16 protein-coding genes are annotated in these 22,571 nt (G+C 69.1%); 13 read left to right on the forward strand and 3 right to left on the reverse strand.

Going from position 1 to position 22,571, the window contains the following annotated elements:
- Positions 1-18: 18 nt before the first annotated feature.
- A complete protein-coding gene (locus HDA40_RS40030; protein WP_253763293.1) occupies positions 19-1,056 on the reverse strand; it encodes a LacI family DNA-binding transcriptional regulator in 1,038 nt (345 codons plus the stop codon).
- A 333-nt stretch (positions 1,057-1,389) separates the two neighbouring features.
- On the opposite strand from HDA40_RS40030, the gene HDA40_RS40035 reads away from it, so the two are divergent.
- From HDA40_RS40035 to HDA40_RS40095, 13 genes are all read left to right on the forward strand, one after another.
- Complete coding sequence (locus HDA40_RS40035) at positions 1,390-1,719, forward strand: L-rhamnose mutarotase (protein WP_253763294.1); 330 nt, start codon at positions 1,390-1,392, stop codon at positions 1,717-1,719.
- Positions 1,719-2,894: an L-rhamnose isomerase gene (gene rhaI, locus HDA40_RS40040; protein ID WP_253763295.1), complete on the forward strand. Its 1,176-nt coding sequence runs from the start codon at positions 1,719-1,721 to the stop codon at positions 2,892-2,894. The genes HDA40_RS40035 and rhaI overlap by 1 nt, the downstream gene beginning before the upstream one ends.
- Positions 2,894-4,915, forward strand: coding sequence for a bifunctional aldolase/short-chain dehydrogenase (locus HDA40_RS40045; protein WP_253763296.1), 2,022 nt, complete (start codon positions 2,894-2,896; stop codon positions 4,913-4,915). The genes rhaI and HDA40_RS40045 overlap by 1 nt, the downstream gene beginning before the upstream one ends.
- A complete protein-coding gene (locus HDA40_RS40050; protein WP_253763297.1) occupies positions 4,912-6,357 on the forward strand; it encodes a rhamnulokinase in 1,446 nt (481 codons plus the stop codon). Before HDA40_RS40045 ends, HDA40_RS40050 begins: the two co-directional genes overlap by 4 nt.
- 23 nt (positions 6,358-6,380) lie before the next feature.
- Positions 6,381-7,010: a DUF1961 family protein gene (locus tag HDA40_RS40055; RefSeq protein WP_253763298.1), complete on the forward strand. Its 630-nt coding sequence runs from the start codon at positions 6,381-6,383 to the stop codon at positions 7,008-7,010.
- A gap of 103 nt (positions 7,011-7,113) precedes the next feature.
- A complete protein-coding gene (locus tag HDA40_RS40060) occupies positions 7,114-7,812 on the forward strand; it encodes a glycoside hydrolase family 12 protein (RefSeq protein WP_253763299.1) in 699 nt (232 codons plus the stop codon).
- Positions 7,813-8,056: 244 nt separating this feature from the next.
- On the forward strand, positions 8,057-8,683 hold the full coding sequence (locus tag HDA40_RS40065) for a YesL family protein (protein ID WP_253763300.1): 627 nt from the start codon (positions 8,057-8,059) through the stop codon (positions 8,681-8,683).
- Complete coding sequence (locus tag HDA40_RS40070; RefSeq protein WP_253763301.1) at positions 8,680-10,218, forward strand: extracellular solute-binding protein; 1,539 nt, start codon at positions 8,680-8,682, stop codon at positions 10,216-10,218. Before HDA40_RS40065 ends, HDA40_RS40070 begins: the two co-directional genes overlap by 4 nt.
- A 61-nt stretch (positions 10,219-10,279) precedes the next feature.
- Entirely contained in the window at positions 10,280-11,272 is a 993-nt protein-coding gene (locus HDA40_RS40075; RefSeq protein WP_253763302.1) for an ABC transporter permease, read from the forward strand.
- Between the two features lie 13 nt (positions 11,273-11,285).
- Positions 11,286-12,209: a carbohydrate ABC transporter permease gene (locus HDA40_RS40080; RefSeq protein WP_253763303.1), complete on the forward strand. Its 924-nt coding sequence runs from the start codon at positions 11,286-11,288 to the stop codon at positions 12,207-12,209.
- On the forward strand, positions 12,206-14,815 hold the full coding sequence (locus HDA40_RS40085; protein WP_253763304.1) for an exo-rhamnogalacturonan lyase family protein: 2,610 nt from the start codon (positions 12,206-12,208) through the stop codon (positions 14,813-14,815). Before HDA40_RS40080 ends, HDA40_RS40085 begins: the two co-directional genes overlap by 4 nt.
- Entirely contained in the window at positions 14,785-17,502 is a 2,718-nt protein-coding gene (locus HDA40_RS40090) for an exo-rhamnogalacturonan lyase family protein (protein WP_253763305.1), read from the forward strand. The genes HDA40_RS40085 and HDA40_RS40090 overlap by 31 nt, the downstream gene beginning before the upstream one ends.
- 352 nt (positions 17,503-17,854) lie before the next feature.
- Positions 17,855-20,644: an AfsR/SARP family transcriptional regulator gene (locus HDA40_RS40095; protein ID WP_253763306.1), complete on the forward strand. Its 2,790-nt coding sequence runs from the start codon at positions 17,855-17,857 to the stop codon at positions 20,642-20,644.
- A gap of 18 nt (positions 20,645-20,662) precedes the next feature.
- On the opposite strand, the gene HDA40_RS40100 is transcribed toward HDA40_RS40095, so the two are convergent.
- The gene (locus HDA40_RS40100) at positions 20,663-21,451 is read right to left on the reverse strand and encodes an SDR family NAD(P)-dependent oxidoreductase (protein WP_253763307.1); all 789 of its coding nucleotides are present in this window, start codon (positions 21,449-21,451) and stop codon (positions 20,663-20,665) included.
- Positions 21,452-21,550: 99 nt separating this feature from the next.
- Entirely contained in the window at positions 21,551-22,567 is a 1,017-nt protein-coding gene (locus tag HDA40_RS40105) for an alpha/beta fold hydrolase (RefSeq protein WP_253763308.1), read from the reverse strand.
- Positions 22,568-22,571: the final 4 nt, after the last annotated feature.

Consider the following 22,571-nt stretch of genomic DNA (forward strand, 5'->3'; position numbering starts at 1 on the left):
CTTGGCGCGAGGAGTTCGCTAGGACTTGGCGCGGCGAGCCCGGGTGCCGCTCACAGTGGACTGGCGGACGACGAGCTGCGGCTGGAACACTACGTGCCGGTGGCCGTGGCGCTCGGGGTCTTCGGCCTCCTCCAGCAGCAGTTCGGCGGCGGTTCGGCCGAGCTGCTCGCGGGGTTGCCGGACCGAGGTGAGCGGTACGGCGGCCGCGGCGGCGAAGTCGATGTCGTCGTAGCCGACCAGCGCCATGTCCTCCGGTACGCGCAACCCGCCGGCGGTCAGGCCCTGCAAGGCCCCGAGGGCGAGCAGATCGTTCGCGCAGAAGATGGCGGTGGGCCGGGAATCGGCCGGCTGGGCGCAGATGCGCTCGGCGGCGTCCCGGCCCGCGGTCACCGACAGCGACCGCGTCTCGACGACCTGCAGCTCGGTGTCCGGGTATTCCTCGAGGGCGGCGGCCGCTCCGGCGTGCCGGTCCTCGACCTGCCGGATGGACGCGGGACCGCCGACGAAGGCGATGCGGCGGTGGCCCTGGTCGGCGAGGTGCTGTGCGGCCAGCCGGCCGCCGAGCAGGTCGTCGACGGCCACCGAGCAGCGGTTGGGCTGCCCCGTGCCGCGGTCGACGAGGACCACCGGGATGCCCCGGTCGATCAGCCGCTCCAGGCGTTCGTGGCGGCCGTCGTCCACCGGGGTGATGAGCAGTCCGCGTACGCGTTGCTCCTCCAGCATCTCCAGGTGCCGTTCTTCCCGGGACCGGTCCTCGCCGCTGTTGCAGACGATGAGCATGCCGTCGGCGTCCTCGACCGCGCCCTCCGCGCCCCGGACGACGTCGGTGAAGAACGGGTTGGACACGTCGAGGACGACGATCGCGACGGTCCGGCTCTGCCCGGCGCGCAGATGGCGGGCGGAGTCGTTGCGGACGTAGCCGAGTTGGCTGATCGCGTCGAGGACGCGCTTGCGAGTCTGCGGAGCCACCGCCTCCGGCCGGTTCAGCACGTTGCTGACCGTGCCCAGCGATACGCCCGCCAGCCGGGCGACCTCCTTGATGCTCGCAGCAGCCATGATCCCTCGCCTGATTCGTCGTCGCTGATGTTGAAACGTCTCACCCTTGCGGTCGGCGCGTCAACCAGCCGTTCAGCGGCAACCGATGCCCGATCCTCGTTGATCATGGAGTTTCCAGTCGTGCCACACCGTCGAGACCACAGTTAACTCCATGATCAACGGGGAGGGTCGGCGGGGGCGACCGGCGCAATGGATCGGCCCGAACCTCTTGACGCGTCGGTGATCCGTCTCTACCGTTTCTGTCAGCCGATGGTGAAACGTTTCACGCGTTGGCCCGGCGCGGCGTGCCCATCGGATCACCCCCTGGCCCAACCGACCCTTGGGAGGCCCCGCGTGCGCCGGATCTGTTTCACCCTTCAAGTCAGACCCGAGCGGCTGGAGGAGTACCGGCAGCGGCACGCCCACGTCTGGCCGGACATGCTGGCCGCGTTGCGCGACACCGGCTGGCACGACTACAGCCTGTTCCTGCGGGAAGACGGCCTGCTGGTGGGATACCTGCTCACCGACGACTTCGACGCCGCGCTCGCGGCGATGGACGCCACCGACGTCAACGCCCGCTGGCAAGCGCAGATGGCCGAGTTCTTCGACTCCGGCCGGCCCGACCAGCACATGCGGGTGCTCACCGAGGTGTTCAATCTTGCCGATCAGCTGGGAGATGTGTGATGTCGGATCTCGCGCCGGAGACGGCGACCCGGGTGTCGGTGGCGTTGCGAGCGCAGCGGATCGAGACCGCTTCGTGGGCGTACGCGAATTCGGGGACGCGGTTCAAGGTGTTCGCACAGGAGGGCGTGCCGCGCGATCCGTACGAGAAGATCGCCGACGCCGCCGTGGTGCACCGGTTCACCGGGGTGGCCCCGTCGGTGGCGTTGCACATCCCGTGGGACAAGGTCGACGACTACGCCGACCTCGCCCGGCATGCCCGGGAGCTGGGTGTGGTGCTGGGGACGATCAACGCCAACGTGTTCCAGGACGACGACTACAAGCTGGGCTCCGTCACCAATCCCGACCCGGCGGTACGCCGTAAGGCGATCGCGCATCTGATCGAGTGCGTGGACATCATGGACGCCACCGGGTCGCGTGATCTGAAACTGTGGTTCTCCGACGGGACCAACTATCCCGGCCAGGACGATGTGCGTACACGTCAGGGAAGACTGGCCGACGCGCTGGCCGAAACCTATGCGCGGCTGGGCGACCAGCAGCGGATGTTGCTGGAGTACAAGCTGTTCGAGCCCGCGTTCTACCTGACCGACGTGCCGGACTGGGGGACCGCCTACCTGCACTGTGTCGCGCTGGGTGACCGGGCGCAGGTGGTGATCGACACCGGGCATCACGCCCCGGGCACCAACATCGAGTTCATCGTGGCGATGCTGGTGCGCGCGGGCAAGCTGGGCGGGTTCGACTTCAACTCGCGGTTCTACGCGGACGACGATCTGATGGTCGGGTCGGCCGATCCGTTCCAGCTGTTCCGGATCATGCACGAGATCGTGCTCGCGGACGAGCTGGACAAGGGGATCGCGTTCATGCTGGACCAGTGCCACAACCTGGAACCGAAGATCCAGGCGGTGATCCGGTCGGTCCTCAACGTGCAGGAAGCCACCGCGAAAGCGCTGCTGGTCGACCATGCGGCGTTGAAAGCCGCGCAGGACGCGGGCGACGTGCTGGAGGCCAACGCGGTGCTGATGGACGCCTACAACACCGACGTCCGGCCGCTGCTGCGTGACCTGCGTGCGGACCTGGGCCTGGACCCGGACCCGATCGCGGCCTACAAACGCTCCGGGTACCTGGAGAAGGTCAAGGCCGAACGCGTCGGCGGCACGCAAGCCGGGTGGGGCGCCTGATGGCGGCGAAAGACGAGCTGACCGCCCGATCGCGTCGGCTGGGCGCTGATCCGCGCAACACCAACTATGCCGGCGGCAACACCTCGGCAAAGGACGCCGCCGAAGACCCAGTGACCGGCGAGCCGGTGGAACTGTTGTGGGTCAAGGGTTCCGGCGGCGACCTCGGTACGCTGACCGAAGGCGGGCTGGCCGTGCTGCGGCTGGACCGGCTGCGTGCGCTCACCTGCGTCTACCCGGGAGTCGAGCGCGAGGACGAGATGGTGGCGCTGTTCGACTACTGCCTGCACGGGCGGGGTGGCGCGGCGCCGAGCATCGACACCGCGATGCACGGCCTGGTCGACGCCGAGCACGTCGACCACCTGCACCCCGACGCCGGGATCGCCTTCGCGGCGGCGGCCGACGGCGAGGCGCTGACCAAGGAGTGCTTCGGCGACCGTGTCGTGTGGGTGCCCTGGCGACGGCCCGGGTTCCAACTCGGTCTCGACATCGCCGCGATCAAGGCGGCGCACCCGCAGGCCATCGGCTGCGTCCTGGGCGGTCACGGCATCACCGCCTGGGGATCCACCAGCGAGGAGTGCGAGCAACGGTCGCTGGAGATCATCGCCACGGCCCAGGCGTACATCGACGAACGCGGCCGGGCCGAGCCGTTCGGCCAGGTCGACCACGATCCGCTGCCCGAGGCCGGACGTCGGGACCGGGCCGCCGCGCTCGCCCCGCTGATCCGCGGCCTGGCCTCGACGGACCGGCCGCAGGTCGGCCACTTCACCGACGACCCGGTCGTGCTGGACTTCCTCAGCCGCGCCCGGCATCCGGCGCTGGCCGCGCTGGGTACCTCCTGCCCGGACCACTTCCTGCGGACCAAGGTCCGGCCGCTGGTCCTGGACCTGCCGCCGACCGCGCCGTTCGACGAGGTCGTGACCCGGCTGCGCGAGCTGCACGCCGAGTACCGCGCCGAGTACGCGAGCTACTACGACCGGCACGCCGAACCCGACTCACCGCCGATGCGCGGCGCGGACCCGGCGATCGTGCTCGTCCCGGGCGTCGGCATGTTCAGCTTCGGCCGCGACAAACAGACCGCACGGGTCGCGAGCGAGTTCTACGTCAACGCCATCAACGTCATGCGCGGCGCGGAGGCCATCTCCCGCTACCAGCCGATCAGCGAATCGGAGAAGTTCCGCATCGAATACTGGGCGCTCGAAGAGGCCAAACTCGCTCGCATGCCCAAGCCGAAACCCCTGGCCACCCGGGTCGCGTTCGTCACCGGCGGCGGGTCGGGCATCGGCAAGGCCGTCGCGCTGCGGCTCGCGGCCGAAGGCGCGTGCGTGGTGGTCGCCGACCGCGACGGCGAAGCCGCCGCACAGGTCGCGGCTTCGCTGGGCCCAGACCTGGCGCTCGCGGTCACTGTCGACGTCACGGACGAGCAACTGGTACGCACAGCGCTGCGCCAGGCGTCCCTCGCCTTCGGCGGGGTGGACCTGATCGTCAACAACGCCGGCCTGTCGATCAGCAGGTCGTTGCTGGACACCACGCTGGCCGACTGGGACGTGCAGCACGACGTCATGGCCCGAGGGTCCTTCCTGGTCGCCCGGGAGGCCGCCCGGATCATGATCGACCAGGGCATGGGTGGCGACATCGTCTACATCGCCAGCAAGAACTCCGTGTTCGCCGGGCCGAACAACGTCGCGTACGGGGCGGCCAAGGCGGACCAGGCGCATCAGGTGCGGTTGCTCGCCGCTGAACTCGGGGCGTTCGGCATCCGGGTCAACGGCGTCAACCCGGACGGCGTCGTACGCGGCTCGGGGATCTTCGCCTCCGGCTGGGGAGCCCAGCGTGCGGCGGTGTATGGCGTACCGGAGGAGCAGCTGGGGGAGTTCTACGCCCAGCGCACCCTGCTCAAACGAGAGGTGTTGCCGGAGCACGTGGCCAACGCCGTGTTCGTGCTCGCCTCCGCCGAGCTGTCGCACACCACCGGTCTGCACGTGCCCGTCGACGCCGGGGTCGCCGCGGCCTTCCTGCGATGAGCGGCCCCTTCGGCAGTCCCGTCACGGTGGCGGCGGTCGACCTCGGCGCGGCCAGCGGCCGCGTGATGACCGGCGTGGCCGGCGACGGCGTACTGGGGCTGTCCGAGGCAGCCCGCTTCGCGAACCTGCCGGTCCGGGCGGGCGGCACGCTGCACTGGGACATCCTGCGGCTCTATCGGGGAGTCCTCGACGGCCTGCGGGCCGCCGGGCCGGTGGAGTCCATCGGCGTGGACTCGTGGGCCGTCGACTACGGGCTGCTCGACGCCGACGGCCGGCTGCTGGGCAACCCGGTGCACTACCGCGACGCCCGGACCGACGGAGTCCCCGACCAGGTGCTGGGTCAGATTCCCGCCGAGCGCCTGTACGCGACCACCGGGCTGCAGCTTCAGCCGTTCAACACGATCTTCCAGCTCGCCGCCGCGCGGGACAGCGCCCAGCTGGCGGCGGCCAAGACGCTGCTGCTGATCCCCGATCTACTCGGGTATTGGCTGACCGGCGAGATCGGGGCGGAGCGAACCAACGCGTCCACGACGCAGCTCCTCGACGTCCAATCAGGACAGTGGTCGGCCGAGCTGGCCACCGCGCTCGGTCTTCCCGCAGGACTCCTGCCGCCCATACGGGATCCCGGCGGTTTGATCGGGCCCGTGCGGCCCGAAGCGGCGCGCGACATCGGCTACACCGCGCCGGTGACGGCGGTCGGATCGCACGACACGGCGTCGGCGGTGGTGGGCGTACCGGCCGAGGGGGAGAACTTCGCCTACATCTCCTGCGGCACCTGGTCACTGGTCGGCGTCGAGCTGCCCGCGCCCGTGTTGACCGCCGACAGCCGCAGGGCCAACTTCACCAACGAGGCCGGGGTGGACGGCACCGTCCGCTATCTGCGCAACGTCATGGGGTTGTGGCTGCTGCAGGAGTCGCTGCGTGCCTGGGGCGATCCCGACCTCGGCGACCTGTTACGGCAGGCAGCGGGCGTACCCGGGTTGCGGGCGGTGGTCGACGCAGAGGACGCCGTCTTCCTGCCGCCCGGGGACATGCCCAGCCGGATCGCCGAGCAGTGCGTACGCCTCGGCCAGCGTCCGCCGGAGAGCCCGGCCGAAACCGTCCGGTGCATCCTGGACAGCCTCGCGCTCGCCCATCGGGCGGCGGTGCTGGACGCCCAGCGGCTGTCCGGCCGGGCGGTCGACGTCGTGCACGTCGTCGGCGGTGGCGCCCGCAACGAACTGCTCTGCCAGCTCACCGCCGACGCCTGCGACCTGCCGGTACTGGCCGGTCCGGTGGAGGCGACCGCGTTGGGCAACGTGCTGGTGCAGGCCCGAGCCGTCGGCGGCGGCAGCGCCGGGCTGGCCGACCTGCGCCACCTGATCCGCACGACCCACACCGTGCGGCGTTACGAGCCGCAGGGCGACGCCGACCGCTGGCGGGCGGCAGCCGGGCGCCTCTGAAATGTTTCACGTCTGGAGTGTCGATGGTCTACCACAACGCGTTGAGTTCGCCGGCCGACCTCGACGGCTTCCGGCTCGAAGGCGACGGGGCGCTGTCGTTCCCGAGGGGACGGCTGCGGCTGGAGAGCCTGCGTCCGCCCGACGACGGCCAGGACGCCAACATCGTGCTGTGGTGCCCGGCCGACTTCGGGCCGGACATCCAGGTGGAGTGGGACTTCTGGCCGATCGGCGAGCCCGGGCTGTGCATCATGTTCTTCCACGCCCGCGGCCGGCGCGGTGAGGATCTGTTCGACCTCGCGCCCCGGACCGGCCCGTACCAGCAGTACCACCACGGCGACCTGGACGCGTACCACGTCTCCTATTTCCGCCGGATGTGGCCGTCGGAGCGGCGGCTGCACACCTGCAACCTGCGCAAGAGCTACGGATTCCACCTGGTGGCGCAGGGACCCGACCCGTTGCCGGCGGCGCTGGACGCCCAAGGCCCGTACCCGATCCGGCTGACCGTACGCGGCGGCGAGATCGTCTTCGAGGTCGCCGACCTGGTCTCCTTCCGGTGGCGCGACACCGATCCGCTGCCCGGCGGGAAGATCGGCTTCCGGCAGATGGCCCCGATGATCGGCGAGTACGCCAACCTCCGCGTCACCTCTCTCTGATCCCGCGCATCCGTGACCGGGCTTGACTTAGTTTGGTGTCACAACTAACGTGGCGGGCACCGCGCGGTGACATATTCCGATGTGTCATCAAGGAGGTTCCGTCATGCTTCGTTCCGCGCGCCTGAGCCTGGGCGCGGCGTTGCTCGCGATCGTGCTGGTCGGCCTGGTGTCGACCCCGGCGCAGGCAGCCGTGTGGTACTCGACCGATCGCTGGGGCACCTGGTCCAGCGGCGGCTACACGCTCTACAACAATGTCTGGGGCAGCGGCTACGGCCCGCAGACGATCTGGGCCAACTCCGCCACCAACTGGGGAGTCTGGGCCAACCACCCGAACACCGGCGGGATCAAGGCGTACCCGAACTCGACCAAGTGGTCGGGCAAGAAGGTCAGCGCGCTGGGCACGCTCAGCAGCTCCTTCAACCTCACCGTGCCGACCAGCGGCGTCGCCTTCACCAGCGCGTATGACGTGTGGTCGAGCGACAACGCGCACGAGATCATGCTGTGGATGAACAAGTACGGCGCGGTCGGCCCGCTCGGCACCTTGCAGACGTCGGTCAGCGTCGGCGGCCACTCGTGGAACGTCTACCGCGGTTCCAACGGCTCCAACCAGGTGTACTCCTTCGTGCGTACGAGCAACACGTCGTCGGGGACGGTGGACATCAAGGCGATCTGCACTTGGATCAAGAACCGGGGTTGGTTCGGCGATGTCACGATCGGCAACGTCCAGTTCGGCTACGAGATCACCTCGTCGTCGGGCGGCAAGGACTTCGTGACGAACAACCTCACCATCACCGCCACGTAGACCAGTAGGCACCTGCCTGTGCGAGGCTCTCGCGTTCGGTCGTCGGTCCGGTGCGGGGGCCTCGCTGTGCATTTCCGCCCGATTTTGAGCATCCAATATGGACGTTGACATTGAGACGATTCAAAGCTAACGTCACGCTACCTTTTCCCCAGTAGTTCCCCCGTAACCTCCTCGTAGCAAGGCAGGCGCCGGTGCAGCGACGAGTTCTTCCCCGTGGTCTCGCCCCATCCGATCGGTGGTCGCGATGACCTCGCCTGCCTGGTCGGTCAGGCTCTACGAGGCTGCCGACGAAGTGTTCTGGGCCTTCCAGCTCGGCCTGTGCTGGCTGGTGTTCACAATGATCGGTGGCGTGGTGCTCGGGGCCGGACCGGCGACGCTCGCCGCGTACGCGGTGGCTCGTCGGCACGCTCGCAATGAATCGTTTCAGATCTGGCCGGCGTTCGCGGCGCAGTTCCGCCGGGAGTTCGGCCGGGGATCCCTCGTGGTTCTCCCGCTGGCCGGAGCCGTGTTGTTGCTCCTCACCAACTACTTCTACTTCGCGACCATGGGCCCGGCGGGAGCCACCGCCCGGGCGATCACCGGCGTAGCCCTGGTGGCGCTGCTGGTGGTGACGGCGTACCTGCTGCCCATGGCCGCTCACTACGACCTGCGCACCTTCGCCTATCTGCCCAAGGCGTCGCTGTTCGCCCTCACCCGTCCGGCCGCGTCGGCGTTGCTGCTGCTGCTCCTCGCGGCATTCGTCTACGCGGTCCAGGCCTACCCCTTCCTGGCGGTCGTGGCGATCGGCGGCTGGATCCAGCTCGACACCTGGCTCTGCCTCCGCTTCTTCGCGGAGAACGAGGCGCGTCTTCAATCGAAAGGACTCTCATGACGACACCGACCCTGCGTCGCCGGCTGCTGGCGGCCGGGCTCGCACTCGCCGGCGTCCTCGGCGTCGCCGCGTGCGGCGACGAACCGGAGCAGACATCGCTCGACACGATCAGCATGATGACCCGCCTGTTCGGCACCGCGCCGGCCGCCGACGGGGAACTGCAGAAGGCCGTCGAGAAGCTGATCGGCAAGAAGCTCGACATCAGCTGGGTGCCCAACGCGGACTACAACGACAAGACCAACGTCGTGCTGGCGTCCAACAAGATCCCCGACGTGATGGTGGTCGACGAGAAGGCCCCGACGTTCGTCAAGGCCGCCGAGGCCGGCGCGTTCTGGGACCTGACCGGCAAGCTCGACAAGTACCCGAACCTCAAGGCCGCCGACGCGCAGACCGAGCGCAACTCCTCGGTCAACGGCAAGGTCTACGGCGTCTACCGGATCCGGCCGCTGCTGCGCTCGGCCGTGGTCATCCGCAAGGACTGGCTGGCCAAGGTCGGCCTGACCGAGCCGCAGTCGGTCGACGACCTGTACAAGATCGCCAAGGCGTTCACCGAGCAGGACCCCGACGGCAACGGCAAGAAGGACACCTACGGTCTGATCATTCCGAAGTGGCCCGGCGGCTACGCCAGCTCCAGCCCGTACGACGTGATGGAGACCTGGTTCGGGGCGCCCAACGGCTGGGGCGAGCGTAACGGCAAGCTCGTGCCCGGCTTCGACACCGACGAGTTCCTCCAGGCCAACCGTGAGCTGAAGAAGTGGATCGACGAGGGCCTGGTCAACAAGGACTTCGCCACCCTGGACAGCGCCAACTGGAACGACCCGTTCGTCCAGGGCAAGGGCGGCATCATCATCGACGTCAACGTCCGGGCGAACCAGCTGATCGACCTGTTCAAGCAGAAGACCCCCAACGACATCGACAAGGTCGTCATGGTGGGCAACCTGAAGCGGTCGGACGGCCAGAAGTTCTCCGCCCCGTTCACCGGCTACAACAACGTGCTGGCCATCTCCAAGCAGCGCGTACGCACCGACAAGCAACTCGACGAGCTGCTGACGGTGCTGGACAAGCTGGAGTCCAAGGAGGGCTCGGCGCTGCTCAGCAACGGCATCGAGGGCCGCAACTACAAGGTCGACAACGGCAAGGCGGTCCCGATCAATCAGGACGACCCGGCCGTCAAGATCATCCAGAACGATGTGGACAAGGCGTTCATCCAGCTCGGCACCCGGGCCAGCGTCGGTGTCGGCCAGTTCGCGCCGGCGTACGGGGACCAGGTGTCGCAGAAGCTCTACGACCTGCGCGCCACGCTGATGACCGAGGACCTCAAGACGGCGGTGCACAACCCGGCACTGGCGGTCATCTCGCCGACCCTGGTGCAGAAGGGCGCGACGCTCAACCTGATCATCCCGGACGCCCGGATCAAGTACCTGTCCGGCGCGATCACCGAGGACCAGCTCAAGGCCGAGATCAAGCGCTGGTACGACAGCGGTGGCACCCAGGTGGCCCAGGAGACCAACGACCTGGTGGCAAAGCTCAAGTGACCGTCACGGAGGGTCCGGCCGACCTGGCCGGGCCCTCCCGACCCCTCGATGGGAGGCGGCGTTGGCCACCGACCTCGTCCCCGGTGTGACACCGGAGACTCCGAAGACCAGCCGGCCGCCGTCCGGCCGCGCCGCTCGCCGGGCGCCCGGCCGCGTACTCGCGTCGGCGCTGCGGCATCGCTGGCTGTACGTCATGCTGCTGCCCGGCGTGGTGTACTTCCTGGTCTTCAAGTACTGGCCGATGTACGGCCTGCACATCGCGTTCAAGGAATACCTGCCGTTCCTGGGCTACTCGGGCAGCCCATGGGTGGGGTTCAAGCAGTTCCAGACGCTGTTCGCCGGTCCCGACTTCGGCCGGCTGATGCTCAACACCCTGATCCTGGCGCTGCTGACGATCGTGTTCGTCTTCCCGGCGCCCATCGTGGTCGCGCTGATGCTCAACGAGCTGCGTACGGTGCTGGTCAAGCGATCGATCCAGTCGCTGATCTACATCCCGCACTTCCTGTCGTGGACGATCGTGGCATCGCTGACCTACCTGCTGTTCTCCGTCGACTTCGGAGTCCTCGCCAATTTCATCCACACCCTCGTGGGCGGCGAACAGGTCGACTACGTGGCGCAGGAGACCTGGTTCCGGCCGATCATCGTGCTGCAACTGCTGTGGAAGCAGACCGGCTGGGGCACGATCATCTACCTGGCCGCGCTCGCGGGCGTCGACACCCAGCTCTACGAGGCGGCCCGGGTCGACGGCGCCGGGCGCTGGCGGCAGCTGTGGCACATCACGCTGCCGGCGATCCGGCCCGCGATCGTCGTGATGGCCATCCTGACCTCCGGCCACCTGCTGGACTCCGGGTTCGAGCAGATCTGGCTCATGACCACCTCGCTGAACCGGTCGGTGTCCGACGTGTTCGACACGTACGTCTACTACATCGGCATCACGCAGGGCGCGTACAGCTATTCCACGGCCGTCGGCCTGTTCAAAGGCGCCACCGGCGTACTGCTGATCGCCGGCTCGAACTGGCTGGCCAAACGTCTCGGCCAGCGCGGCCTGTACTGAGGGGACGCCGATCATGGCAATCGACAACGTCGCCGGGCCGGCGGCCCAGCGTCGCCGCGGGGTCCGGCACCACGAATCGGCCGGCAGCCGGGTCTTCGACGTCCTCAACGTCGTCGTCCTCCTCGCGCTGGCGGCCATCACCGTGCTGCCGCTGCTCTACGTGGTAGCCGGGTCGTTCGCCACCGAGGCGGAGATCGACTCCCGGCCGTTCTTCCTCTGGCCGCAGAAGTTCGTCACCGACGGCTACGACTACATCTTCGCCAGCGGAACGTTCCTGCGCGCCCTGCTCACGACGATCTGCGTCACGGCGGTCGGCACCGTCGTCCAGGTCGGGCTCACGCTGACGATGGCGTACCCGCTGTCGAAGCGCGCGCTGCCGGGCCGGACCATGGCCATCAACCTGGTCGTGTTCACCCTCGTGTTCAGCGGCGGCATGATCCCCACCTACCTCGTCGTCCGCGACCTGGGCCTGCTCGACAGCTACTGGGCGCTGATCCTGCCGCTGGCGATCAACCCGTTCTACCTGCTCATCGTCAAGAGCTTCTTCCAGGAGCTGCCGGAGGCGCTGGAAGAGGCCGCGCGCATCGACGGCTGCAACGAACTCGGGGTGTTCTGGCGGATCGTCCTGCCGCTGTCCAAACCCGTGATCGCGACGTTCTCGCTGTTCTACGCGGTCGGCATCTGGAACGACTACATGTCGCCACTGCTCTACATCGACGACGAGCGCAAATGGACGCTCCAGGTGCTGGTCCGGCAGCTCACCGCGGCGAACGCGGACTCCGAGAACGCCCTCAACGCCCTGGAGGGTGCGTTCTTCCCGCAGCAGGGTGTCAAGTTCGCCATCATCGTGCTGGCGACGCTGCCCATCCTGCTGGTGTATCCGTTCCTGCAGAAGCACTTCGCCAAGGGCGTCCTGATCGGGTCGGTCAAGGAATGACGGCCGCCACGACAGTGCGCTGGCTCGACGGGCCGACCGGTAACGGGACCACATGGGGCGTGCCCTGGCCGCGGGGCACAGTTGCTGCCGGAACCCCGTTCGCGCTGGCGGACGGCACCCCGCTGCAGAGCTGGACCACCGCCACCTGGCCGGACGGCTCGATCAAGTGGACTGCCCACGCGATCTCCCCGGCCGGTCCGCCCCTTTCGGCGTACGAGTTGATGCCCGGGGTGGAGCCGAGCGTGCCCGCGGAGCCGGTGACCGTGACGCGGACCGGCGACGAGGTGCGGGTCCGCACCGGCGCGGTGACCTGGACCCTGCGTGCGCCTGCGGTGATCGCGTCGATCGAGCACGACGGCCGCGGGGTCGTGCGCGACGTCCGGATGGTGAGCCTGCGGCAGGACGGCCCGGACGACGACGGCGGCCGCCGTCGGACCCGGACCACCGGCACGGTCGAGCGGATCACGGTCGAGCAGGACGGTCCGGTACGCGCGGTCGTGCGCCTGGATGGGCGGCACGGCGACTGGCTGCCGTTCCACCTCCGGCTCTACTTCTACGCAGGTCAGAGCGACGTACGCGTGATGCACACGTTCGTCTGGGACGGCGACCCCGAGCGCGACTTCCTGGCCGGGCTCGGGTTGACCGCCGACGTCGTGATGCGGGACCCGCTGCACGATCGGCACGTCCGCATCGCTGGAGCCGAAGGGTTCCTCACCGAGGCGGTCCGCGGCCTGACCGGGTTGCGCCGTGACCCGGGCGCAGCGGCGCGGCAGGCGCAGATCGCCGGACGTCAGGTGACCGGCATCGAGCCCGGTGTCGCCGAGCTGCTGGACTTCGTGCCCGCGTGGAACGACCACACCCTCGATCAGTCCAGTGCGGACGGATTCGTGCTGCGCAAGCGGACCCGACCCGGCCATGCCTGGATCACCGTCCCGTCCGGCACTCGATCCGGCGGGTACGCCTACGTCGGCGGCGCGACCGGCGGCGGGCTCGGCTTCGGCCTTCGCGACTTCTGGAAGCTGCACCCGACCCGGCTGGACGTCCGCGACGCGGCGGCCGACGTCGCGACCGCGACGGTGTGGCTGTGGTCGCCGAGCGCGCCCGCGATGGACCTGCGGTACTGGCACGACGGACTCGGCCAGGACACCTACGCCGACCAGCTGCAAGGGCTGGAGATCACCTACGAGGACTACGAGCCCGGCTTCGGCACGCCCTACGGCGTGGCCCGTACGCACGAGCTGAGCCTGCGGGTGCACGGCGCCACCCCGTCGCACGACGACCTCGCCGCCGACCAGGCCGCCATGAACGCGCCGGGACTGCTGACCGCCGCACCGGACCGGCTGCTCGCGGCGAAGGTGTTCGGCAGCTGGGCACTGCCCGACAAGCGCCACTCGGACATCGAACAGCGCCTGGACTTCCTGTTCGACTTCTACGTGGGCCAGCGCGAACAGCGCCGCTGGTACGGGTTCTGGGACTACGGCGACGTCATGCACGCCTACGACCCCGACCGGCACACCTGGCGCTACGACATCGGCGGGTACGCCTGGGACAACTCGGAGCTGTCACCCGACCTGTGGCTGTGGTACCAGTTCCTGCGCACCGGGCGGGCCGACGTCTTCCGGTTCGCCGAGGCGATGACCCGCCACACCGGCGAGGTCGACGTCTATCACCTCGGGCAATGGCAGGGCCTGGGCTCCCGGCACAACGTGCAGCACTGGGGATGCAGCTGCAAGCAGCTGCGCATCTCCAACGCCGCCTACCGCCGCTTCTACTACTACCTGACCGCCGACGAGCGTACGGGCGACCTGCTCGACGAGCTGACCACGCCGGAGACGACGTTCCTCGCGATCGACCCGATCCGCAAGATCCGCACCGACGACTACACGCCCGACCCGGCGGCGCTCTCGATCGGGCTGGGCACCGACTGGGGATCGCTGGCCGCCGCCTGGCTGACCCGTTGGGAACGCCACGGCGACACCGAGGCCCGCGACCGGTTGCTCGGCACGATGGCCGACATCGGCGCACTGCCGCATGGTTTCTTCACCGGCAACGCCCGATTCGACCTGCGTACCGGGCGGATCGACCCGGCGGCCGGCGAGTTCGGCGTCTCGCACCTGTCGGCCATGTTCGGGCTGCCCGAGATCGTCGCCGAACTGCTCGGCCTCGACCTCGACCAACCCGGCTTCGACCGGGCCTGGCTGGACTACTGCCGGCTCTACCTGGCCACGCCCGAGCAGCAGACCGCCGAACTCGGGGCGCCGCTGGTGGGCGTCTCACTCGTCCAGGCTCACAGCCGCCTGGCCGCGTACGCCGCCGCCCGGACGGGGGACCCAGACCTGGCCGCCCTCGCCTGGCGCACGTTCACCCTCGACGAAGGAGATCAGCTCAACACCAACCCGCTGCAACGCCAACCGCAATGGAAGACCACCCGGATCACCGGCACAACCGTGCTCATGCCCGTCGACGAAGCGGCCTTCGTGAGCACCAACGACGCCGCTCAATACGGGCTAGCCGCAATCCAGTTGCTCGCGCTCGCCGCAGCCCAACGCCCAACTGAATTCGGAGGTCACCACCCATGGAGCCGATCAGACGACGCACCGTCCTAGCCGGCCTGGCCGGCGTACCGCTGACCACCTTCCTGCCCGACCTCGGGCCGCTCGGCGTCTCCACCGCCGCATACGCCGCTGCCGCCGTCCCCGACGTCCACCTGACCTGGCTCGAAGGCGCGCCGGGCACTCCCGCGACCACCACCTGGGGTACGCCGTGGCCGCAAGGCGCGGTCCCCGGCGACCAGACGTTCCAGCTGTCCACTGCGGACGGTGGGGCCGTGCCGATGCAGAGCTGGCCGCTGGCGTACTGGCCCGACGGGACGCTCAAATGGAGCGCCCACGCCACCGCCGTATCGGCCCCCGCCGACTCGTACACCTTGGCCGCCGGAACTCCGGCCCTTCCCGAGACCGCTGTCACCGTCACCGACCAGCACAGCTACCTCGACGTCGACACCGGCGTCATCCGCGCCCGGATCCGCAAGAACGGGCGGGAGCTGATCAGCCAGATCTGGCGCGGCGACGTCGAGATCGCGCGCAAGGGCGTACTCGTCAACCTGCGCCAGGACCACATCGAGGAGGACGAGGAGAAGGCCGCCCCGCGCGACCGCTTCGACAGCGACATCACCTCCGTCACTGTCGAACAGTCCGGGCCGGTCCGCGCGGTCGTGCGGATCGAGGGAACGCACACCAACGAACGCGGCAAGTCCTGGCTGCCGTTCACCGTCCGGCTGTACTTCTACGCGGGCGCGGAGAACATCCGCATGATGCACACGTTCGTCTACGACCGCGACGGCACCCGCGACTACATCGCCGGCTTGGGCGTACGCTTCCGGGTCCCGATGCGCGACGCCGCGTACGACCGGCATGTGCGCTTCGTCGGCGACGGGCACGGCATGCTCACCGAGGCCGTCAAAGGCATCACCGGCCTGCGCCGCGACCCGGCCGCGAGCGTACGCGCCGCGCAGGTCGCCGGGGCCAAGCTGGCCGATCCGTCCACCTGGGACCAACGGGTCACCACCCGGTTGCAGTACATCCCCGAATGGGGCGACTACACCCTGAGCCAACTGTCGGCCGACGGGTTCACGGTGAAGAAGCGCACGAAGAAGGGCTACGGCTGGATCGGCGTCGACCAGGGCCGCCGGGCCTCGGGCGTCGGCTACGTCGGCGGGGTGAGCGGCGGATTCGCGTTCGGTCTGCGCGACTTCTGGCAGCGGCACCCCACCCAGCTCGACATCCGCCAGGCACACACCGAGGAGGCCGAGGTCACCGTCTGGCTGTGGTCGCCGCAGGCCGAGCCGATGGACATGCGGTTCTACCACGACGGGATGGGGCAGGACACCTATCCCGAGCAGCTTCAAGGCCTGGAGATCACCTACGAGGACTACGAGCCCGCGTTCGGCACGCCCTACGGCATCGCCCGCACCAGCGAGCTGACCTTCTGGGCGCTGGCCGCGACCCCGTCGGCGGACCGGCTCGCCGACATCGCCGACCAGGTGCGTACGCCGCCGCAGCTGATCAACCCGGTCGGGCATCTGGTGACCAGCAAGGTCTTCGGCGGCCTGTTCGCGCCGGTCGACCGGTCGAACCCGGTGAAGGCCGTCATCGAGGACCACCTGGACTTCCTGTTCGGCTTCTACCAGCGGCAGGTGGATCAGCGACACTGGTACGGCTTCTGGGACTACGGCGACATCATGCACACCTTCGACGAAGACCGCCTCGTCTGGCGCTACGACATCGGCGGCTACGCGTGGGACAACTCCGAACTGTCGCCCGACCTCTGGCTCTGGTACGCCTTCCTGCGCTCCGGCCGGGCCGACATCTTCCGGTTCGCCGAGGCGATGACCCGGCACACCGGTGAGGTCGACGTCTACCACCTCGGCAAATGGGCCGGGCTCGGCACCCGGCACGGGGTGCAGCACTGGGCCGACAGCGCCAAACAACAACGCATCAGCACCGCGGTCTACCGTCGCGTCTACTACTACCTGACCGCCGACGAGCGTACGGGCGACCTGCTGTCGCAGCTCGTCGACTCCGATCGCACGTTCCTGGTCCTCGACCCGCTCCGCAAGATCCGCACCGAGCCGTACACACCGGACCCGCACGCGCTGTCCATCGGGCTCGGCACCGACTGGAGCGGCCTGGCCGCCGCCTGGCTGACCGAATGGGAACGCCACGGCCCCAAGGCCGACCTGGCGAAGGCGAAGCTGCTCGGCACGATGGAGACGATCGCCGCGATGCCGAACGGGTTCGTCACCGGCAGCGGGCTCTACGACCTCGACACCGGCCGGTTCGCGCCGGTCGCCGCCAAGACCGTCAGCGTCTCGCACCTGAGTGCCATGTTCGGCCAGGTCGAGATCTGCGCCGAGGTCATCGGCCTGGTCGAGGTGCCCGGCTTCGAGAACGCCTGGCTCCAGTACTGCCGATTGTTCAACGCTTCCAAGACCGAGCAGGCCGCCGAGTGCGGGGCGAACTTCGGCAACCTCATCCTCAAGCAGGGGCATGCGCGGCTCACCGCGTACGCGGCCGTCCGGTTGAACCGTGACGACCTGGCCACCCGAGCCTGGAAGGAGTTCTACACCGGCGACGGCTACGGGCCCGCGCTGCCGTGGACCAGCAAGGAGGTCACCTCGACGCTCAACCCGACCGAGGCCGCGACCTGGGTGTCCACCAACACGACCGCGCTCTACGGACTGGCCGCGATCCAGAACCTTGCCCTCATCGGCGACAAGATCATCGCGCCGTAGCTCGGCTGCTCCTGGGCCCGGGGCGTACCCCGGGCTCAGGAGCGATGCCAGGTAGGCGCCGGCGCGCCGCCCTCGGGAGAGCTCGCTCGGTCGTCCGGCTGGAGGTGGGACGCCGAGCACCTGATAGACATCGGGTGGTAGTGGCTGGATGCTCGACGTGTGATCATGATCGTTTCCCGGTTTCGGGACCCCAGAGGTCGCCGGACCCGCTCGGCCAAGGGCGTTGGAGGCCGCGCCGCCCTGGTGCCCGATGTGGCGGTGCTGCCGGCGTTCGCCGTCACCGGCGCGGTAAGGCTGCCGGGCGGTGAATCTGTTGTCGGGCGTTGACGTGCGGTTCACGGTTTTGGGCCCGGTGCGTGCGTGGCGTGGCGTCGAGGAGGTCGATCTGGGTGGACCGCAGCAGCGGGCGCTGATGGCGCTGCTGCTGGTGCGGGCTGGAGAGCCGGTCAGCCTGAGTGAGGTCGTGGATGTGTTGTGGGGTGCGGACCCGCCGGATACCGCGGTGAACGTGGTGCACCGCCACATCGGGGTGCTACGGCGGTTGCTGGAGCCGGAGCTGCCGGTGCGATCGACAGGCCGGTGGCTAGTGCGTTGGGCGGGTGGGTACCGGCTGGACGTCGGCATCGATGATGTTGACTTGCTGCGGTTTCGGGCGGTGCGCCGGCAGGCCAGCCAGGCGGCCGACGTCGGGCAGGCTGCGGTGTTGTACGCCGATGCGCTGGAGCTGTGGCATGGCGCGTGCGCGGCCGGGATCGATGCCGACGCCCGTGCGCATCCAGTCTTCGCGGCGGTGGAGCGTGAGTTCCTGACAACGGCACGCGACGCTGCCGAGGCCGGGGTTCGTGCCGGCCAGGTGCATCGGCTGCTACCGATGCTGCGAGACGCGGCGGTGCGTGCCCCGCTCGACGAGCCGTTGCAGGCCGGGCTGGTGCTTGCCTTGGCCGCGGCCGGCCAGCAGGCCGAAGCTCTCGTCGTGTATCAGCGGGTCCGCGAGCAGCTCGCGGATGAGCTGGGCATCGATCCAGGCACCGAGTTGGCGGCGGCGCACGCAGCGGTACTGCGTGGCGACACAGCACCGGCCGGCGCCCCAGTCGGCCCGTCAGAGCCGGCGCACCGGCCTCGTCCGGCGCAGCTGCCGGCGGCCCCGGCCACGTTCGTCGGCCGGCGGACCGAACTAGCTCGCGGGTTGGGTATGCATCCGGGCGCGGAGACGTCGACGACGGTGGTGATCAGCGCGATCGGCGGCATGGCGGGGGTCGGCAAGACCACCCTCGCTGTGCACTGGGCGCATCAGGTCGCCGACCAGTTCAGCGATGGACAGCTATACGTGAACCTGCGCGGCTTCTCGGCGGAAGCGGACGTGATGCGCCCCGAGCAGGCGCTGCGTGGTTTCCTGGATGCGCTGGGTGTCGCGCCGCAGAGTGTCCCGACCGACGTGGATGCCCAGGCGGCGCTGTACCGTAGCCTGCTGACCGGACGCCGGATGCTGGTCCTGCTGGACAACGCTCGCGACGTCGAGCAGGTGCGGCCGCTGCTGCCAGGTGCCGGCGGCTGCCTGGCGATCATCACCAGCCGCAACACCATGGCCGGTCTGGTCGCCGTCGAAGGCGCTCAGTCGGTGACGCTGGACGTGTTGCCCGCCGAACAGGCTCGCGATTTCCTCGGCCGCAGGGTCGGCGCTGAGCGGGTCGCGGCGGAGCCGGCGGCGGTCGAGCAGATCATCAGCTTGTGCGCCGGGCTGCCGTTGGCGTTGGCCATCGTGGCGGCCCGAGCCGTTACGAACCCGGCGTTTCCGCTCGCCGCGACCGCGAACGAGTTGCGGGAGGCACATGGCAGTCTCGAAGCCTTGAGCGGTGCCGACGCGAGTATCAGCGTGCGGGCGACGTTCTCGTGGTCGTACCGCACGCTCAGTCCTGCCGCCGCCAGGTTGTTCCGGCTGCTGGGTGGACACCCGGGCCCGGATGTCGGGATTCCTGCGGCTGCGAGTCTGCTCGGCGTGCCGATCCGTCAGGTGCGGCCGCTGTTGGCCGAACTGACCGCGGCCCACGTGCTCATGCAGCCTTCGCCTGGCCGGTACGGGTTCCATGAACTGCTGGGGGCGTACGCCGCGGAGTTGGCCGAGGCGGTGGACACGGCGGGCGAGCTGGATCTCGCGAAACGCCGCGTCGTCGAGTATTACCTCCGTGCTGCATTCAGTGCGGATCGCCTGCTCCGGCCGCAGCGGGTGGTTCCGCATTTCGTTCCTCGGCCGGCCGTCGACGACGTCGTCGACGAACTCTTCGAGGATCACCGCGCGGCCCTCACCTGGTTGACCACCGAACGGGCGGTGCTGACCGCGCTGATCGAGCGGACCGCGCGGGACGGATGGGACGCCGAGACCCAATACCTCGCCTGGAGTCTCGACACTTTCCTGCATCGCCAGGGCCATTGGCACGACTGGGTCGCCGCCCGCCGCCATGCCCTGACCGCGACCGAAGGCGGCGCGGTTCCGGCCGCAAGAGCCCGCGCCCACCGGGAGCTAGGTCACGCGCTGTCGCAGGTGCGACGTCTTGACGAGGCTCGGGCACAGTTCACGCTCGCCCTCGCCGGCTTCGAGGGTGCGGACAACCGCACCGAGCAGGGACACGTGCAGCGTGGCATCGGACGCACCTACCACTGGGAGGGCCGATATGCGGAGATGGTGCGCCATTGCGAACTTGCCGGTGATCTCTACCAGGCCGATGGCAACGACATCGGACATGCGAAGGCGCTCAACGAGGCCGGGGTCGGGTACGCGTTGCTCGGCGACCATGTCACCTCACTCGAGAACTGCCGGACGGCGCTGGTCATCTTCGAACGGCTGGGCGACCGGCACGGTCAAGCCGCGACATTGGACAGCATCGGCTCCGCTCACTCCGGCCTCGACGATCACGACATCGCCATCGGCTTCTTCACACGGGCGTTGCAGCTGTGCCGGGAGGTCGGCGACCGGCTCGGCGAGGCGGTGACGCTGACCCACCTCGGCGATGCCTGGCAGGCCAAGGCCGAACGCCCCGCCGCCCGGGACCATTGGCTGGCCGCGGAGGCGATCCTCGTCGACGTCGGACATCCCGACGTCGACGGCGTCCGAGCCAAACTCGCCGCGACCGAGTCACCGTCGTGACGGGCGACGGTGGTGGGATCACAGGCTGGTGATCAGGCCGCCGTCGATGATGACGTCAGCGCCGGTCATGTTCCCGGCTCGGTCGCTCGCCAGCAGCACCACCAGGTCGGCGACCTCGTCGGGCCGAGTGAACCGGCCGGTCACCGAATCGTTGGCGGCCTGTTGCGCCACCGCGTCCGGTTCACGGCCGGTGGCGCGGGCCACCGTTGCCGCCACGCCACCGTCGCCGAGCCACAGCGGTGTGCTGACCGGGCCTGGGCTGACGGTGTTGACCCGGATGCCGTGCGGGCCGACCTCCTTGGACAGAGCCTTGGAGAAACTCAGGAGGGCTGCCTTGGCGGCGCTGTAGTCGATGACCAGTGGATCGGGCAGCCACGAGTTCACTGAGGCGACGGTCACGATCGTGCCGGCGCCTCGGTCGAGCAGGAGCGGAAGTGCCGCGCGGGTGGTGCGGACCGCGGCGAGGAAGTTGATCGTCAAGGCGGAGATCCAGTCGTCGTCGGTGACGGACAGGAACCCGCCGGTGCGCGGGCGGACAGCGCCGACGTTGTTGATCAAGATGTCCAGGCCGCCGAAGGCGGATCCCGCCGCCTCGATCAGCTCGGCCGGGCCGTCCGGCGTGGCCAGGTCAACCTCCACCGGATGCACCCGGCCGTCCGTGGCGAGTTGCGTCAGTTCGGCGGTGATGTGCCGGGCGCCCGCTGCGACCTGAGCGCCTTCGTCGGCCAGGGCCCGAGTGATCGCCAGCCCGATGCCTTTGCTAGCGCCGGTGACGACCGCGGCCTTGCCGGTCAGGTGAAGTTCCATGACGAAATCCTCTCGTGGGCCGGCCGACCCCGGTGTCGGTATCGACATACGCCGCGGTCGGCCGGTAGTGCTCAAGTGCTGGAGCGGGCGTCGGTGGACTCAGCCCAGAAAGGTGAGCAGACGTTGGGTGAGTTCGGCGGGGTGCTCTTCGTAGATCCAGTGGCCGGAACTCGCGATGACGGCGCCGGTGACGTTGTTCGCGTAGTTGCTGACCTGGGTCTCCACAGATCCTCGGAGGCTGTTGCTGGCGCCGAGTGCCAGGACCGGCATGGTGAGCTTGGTCTTGGCGTAGCGGGCGTTGTCGGTGATGTCGGTGGGGAAGGCCCGGAACCATTCGAAGCTGGCCCGCAGGTGGGCGGCGTCGCGCAGGTACCCCGCGAACTCGCGGATGTCCTCCGGCCCGATCGCGTCCTTCTGCACCTGGAGAGAGTCGATGAACAGGTCCACCCACAGCTCCTCTCGGCCGTTGACGAGCTTCTCGGGCAGGCCGTTGCGCAGGCTGAAGAAGCCGAAGTTCCAGGCTGCGGGGCCGTCGACGGTCAGGGAGGGGAACTGGTAGATGCTCTCGTCGGGGATGGGCGCCTCGCTGAGGACGAGCTTGGCGACCTCGGTCGGGTGGGCCGCGGCGTAGGCGTAGGCGACCATGGTGCCGATGTCGTGGCCGACCAGGCGGATGTCGCGGGTGAGGCCGAGCTTCGTGAGCAGGCCGTGGATGTCGGCGGCCATCGTCTTCTTGTCGTATCCGCCGGCCGGGGCGTCGCTGCGGCCCGCGCCGCGCAGGTCGGGTGCGATGACGGTGTAGTGCCTGGCGAGCTCCGGCAGGATGCCCCGCCACTCGTACCAGGTCTGCGGGAAACCGTGGACCAGCACCAGGGTTGGGCCGTGCCCGCCCCGGACGTAGTTGATCGAGATGTCGCCGACCCTGGTGCGCTGCTCGGTGAAGCCGTCCGGGACGCGGTGCTGCGATTCACCGTGCCGGTCTGCGCCGGCGCTCTGTCCTTCCGCGGAGGTCGGTGCGGTGACCAGCGCGGCGGCGGCCGCCACGCTCAGCAGGGTGATCAGGACACGCCGTGCCGCCTTGCGCCGGGCGGAATGGGGAGAAGGGTAGATGATCATCGTG

Origin of the sequence: Hamadaea flava (assembly GCF_024172085.1) — a bacterium.
Lineage (GTDB): Bacteria > Actinomycetota > Actinomycetes > Mycobacteriales > Micromonosporaceae > Hamadaea > Hamadaea flava.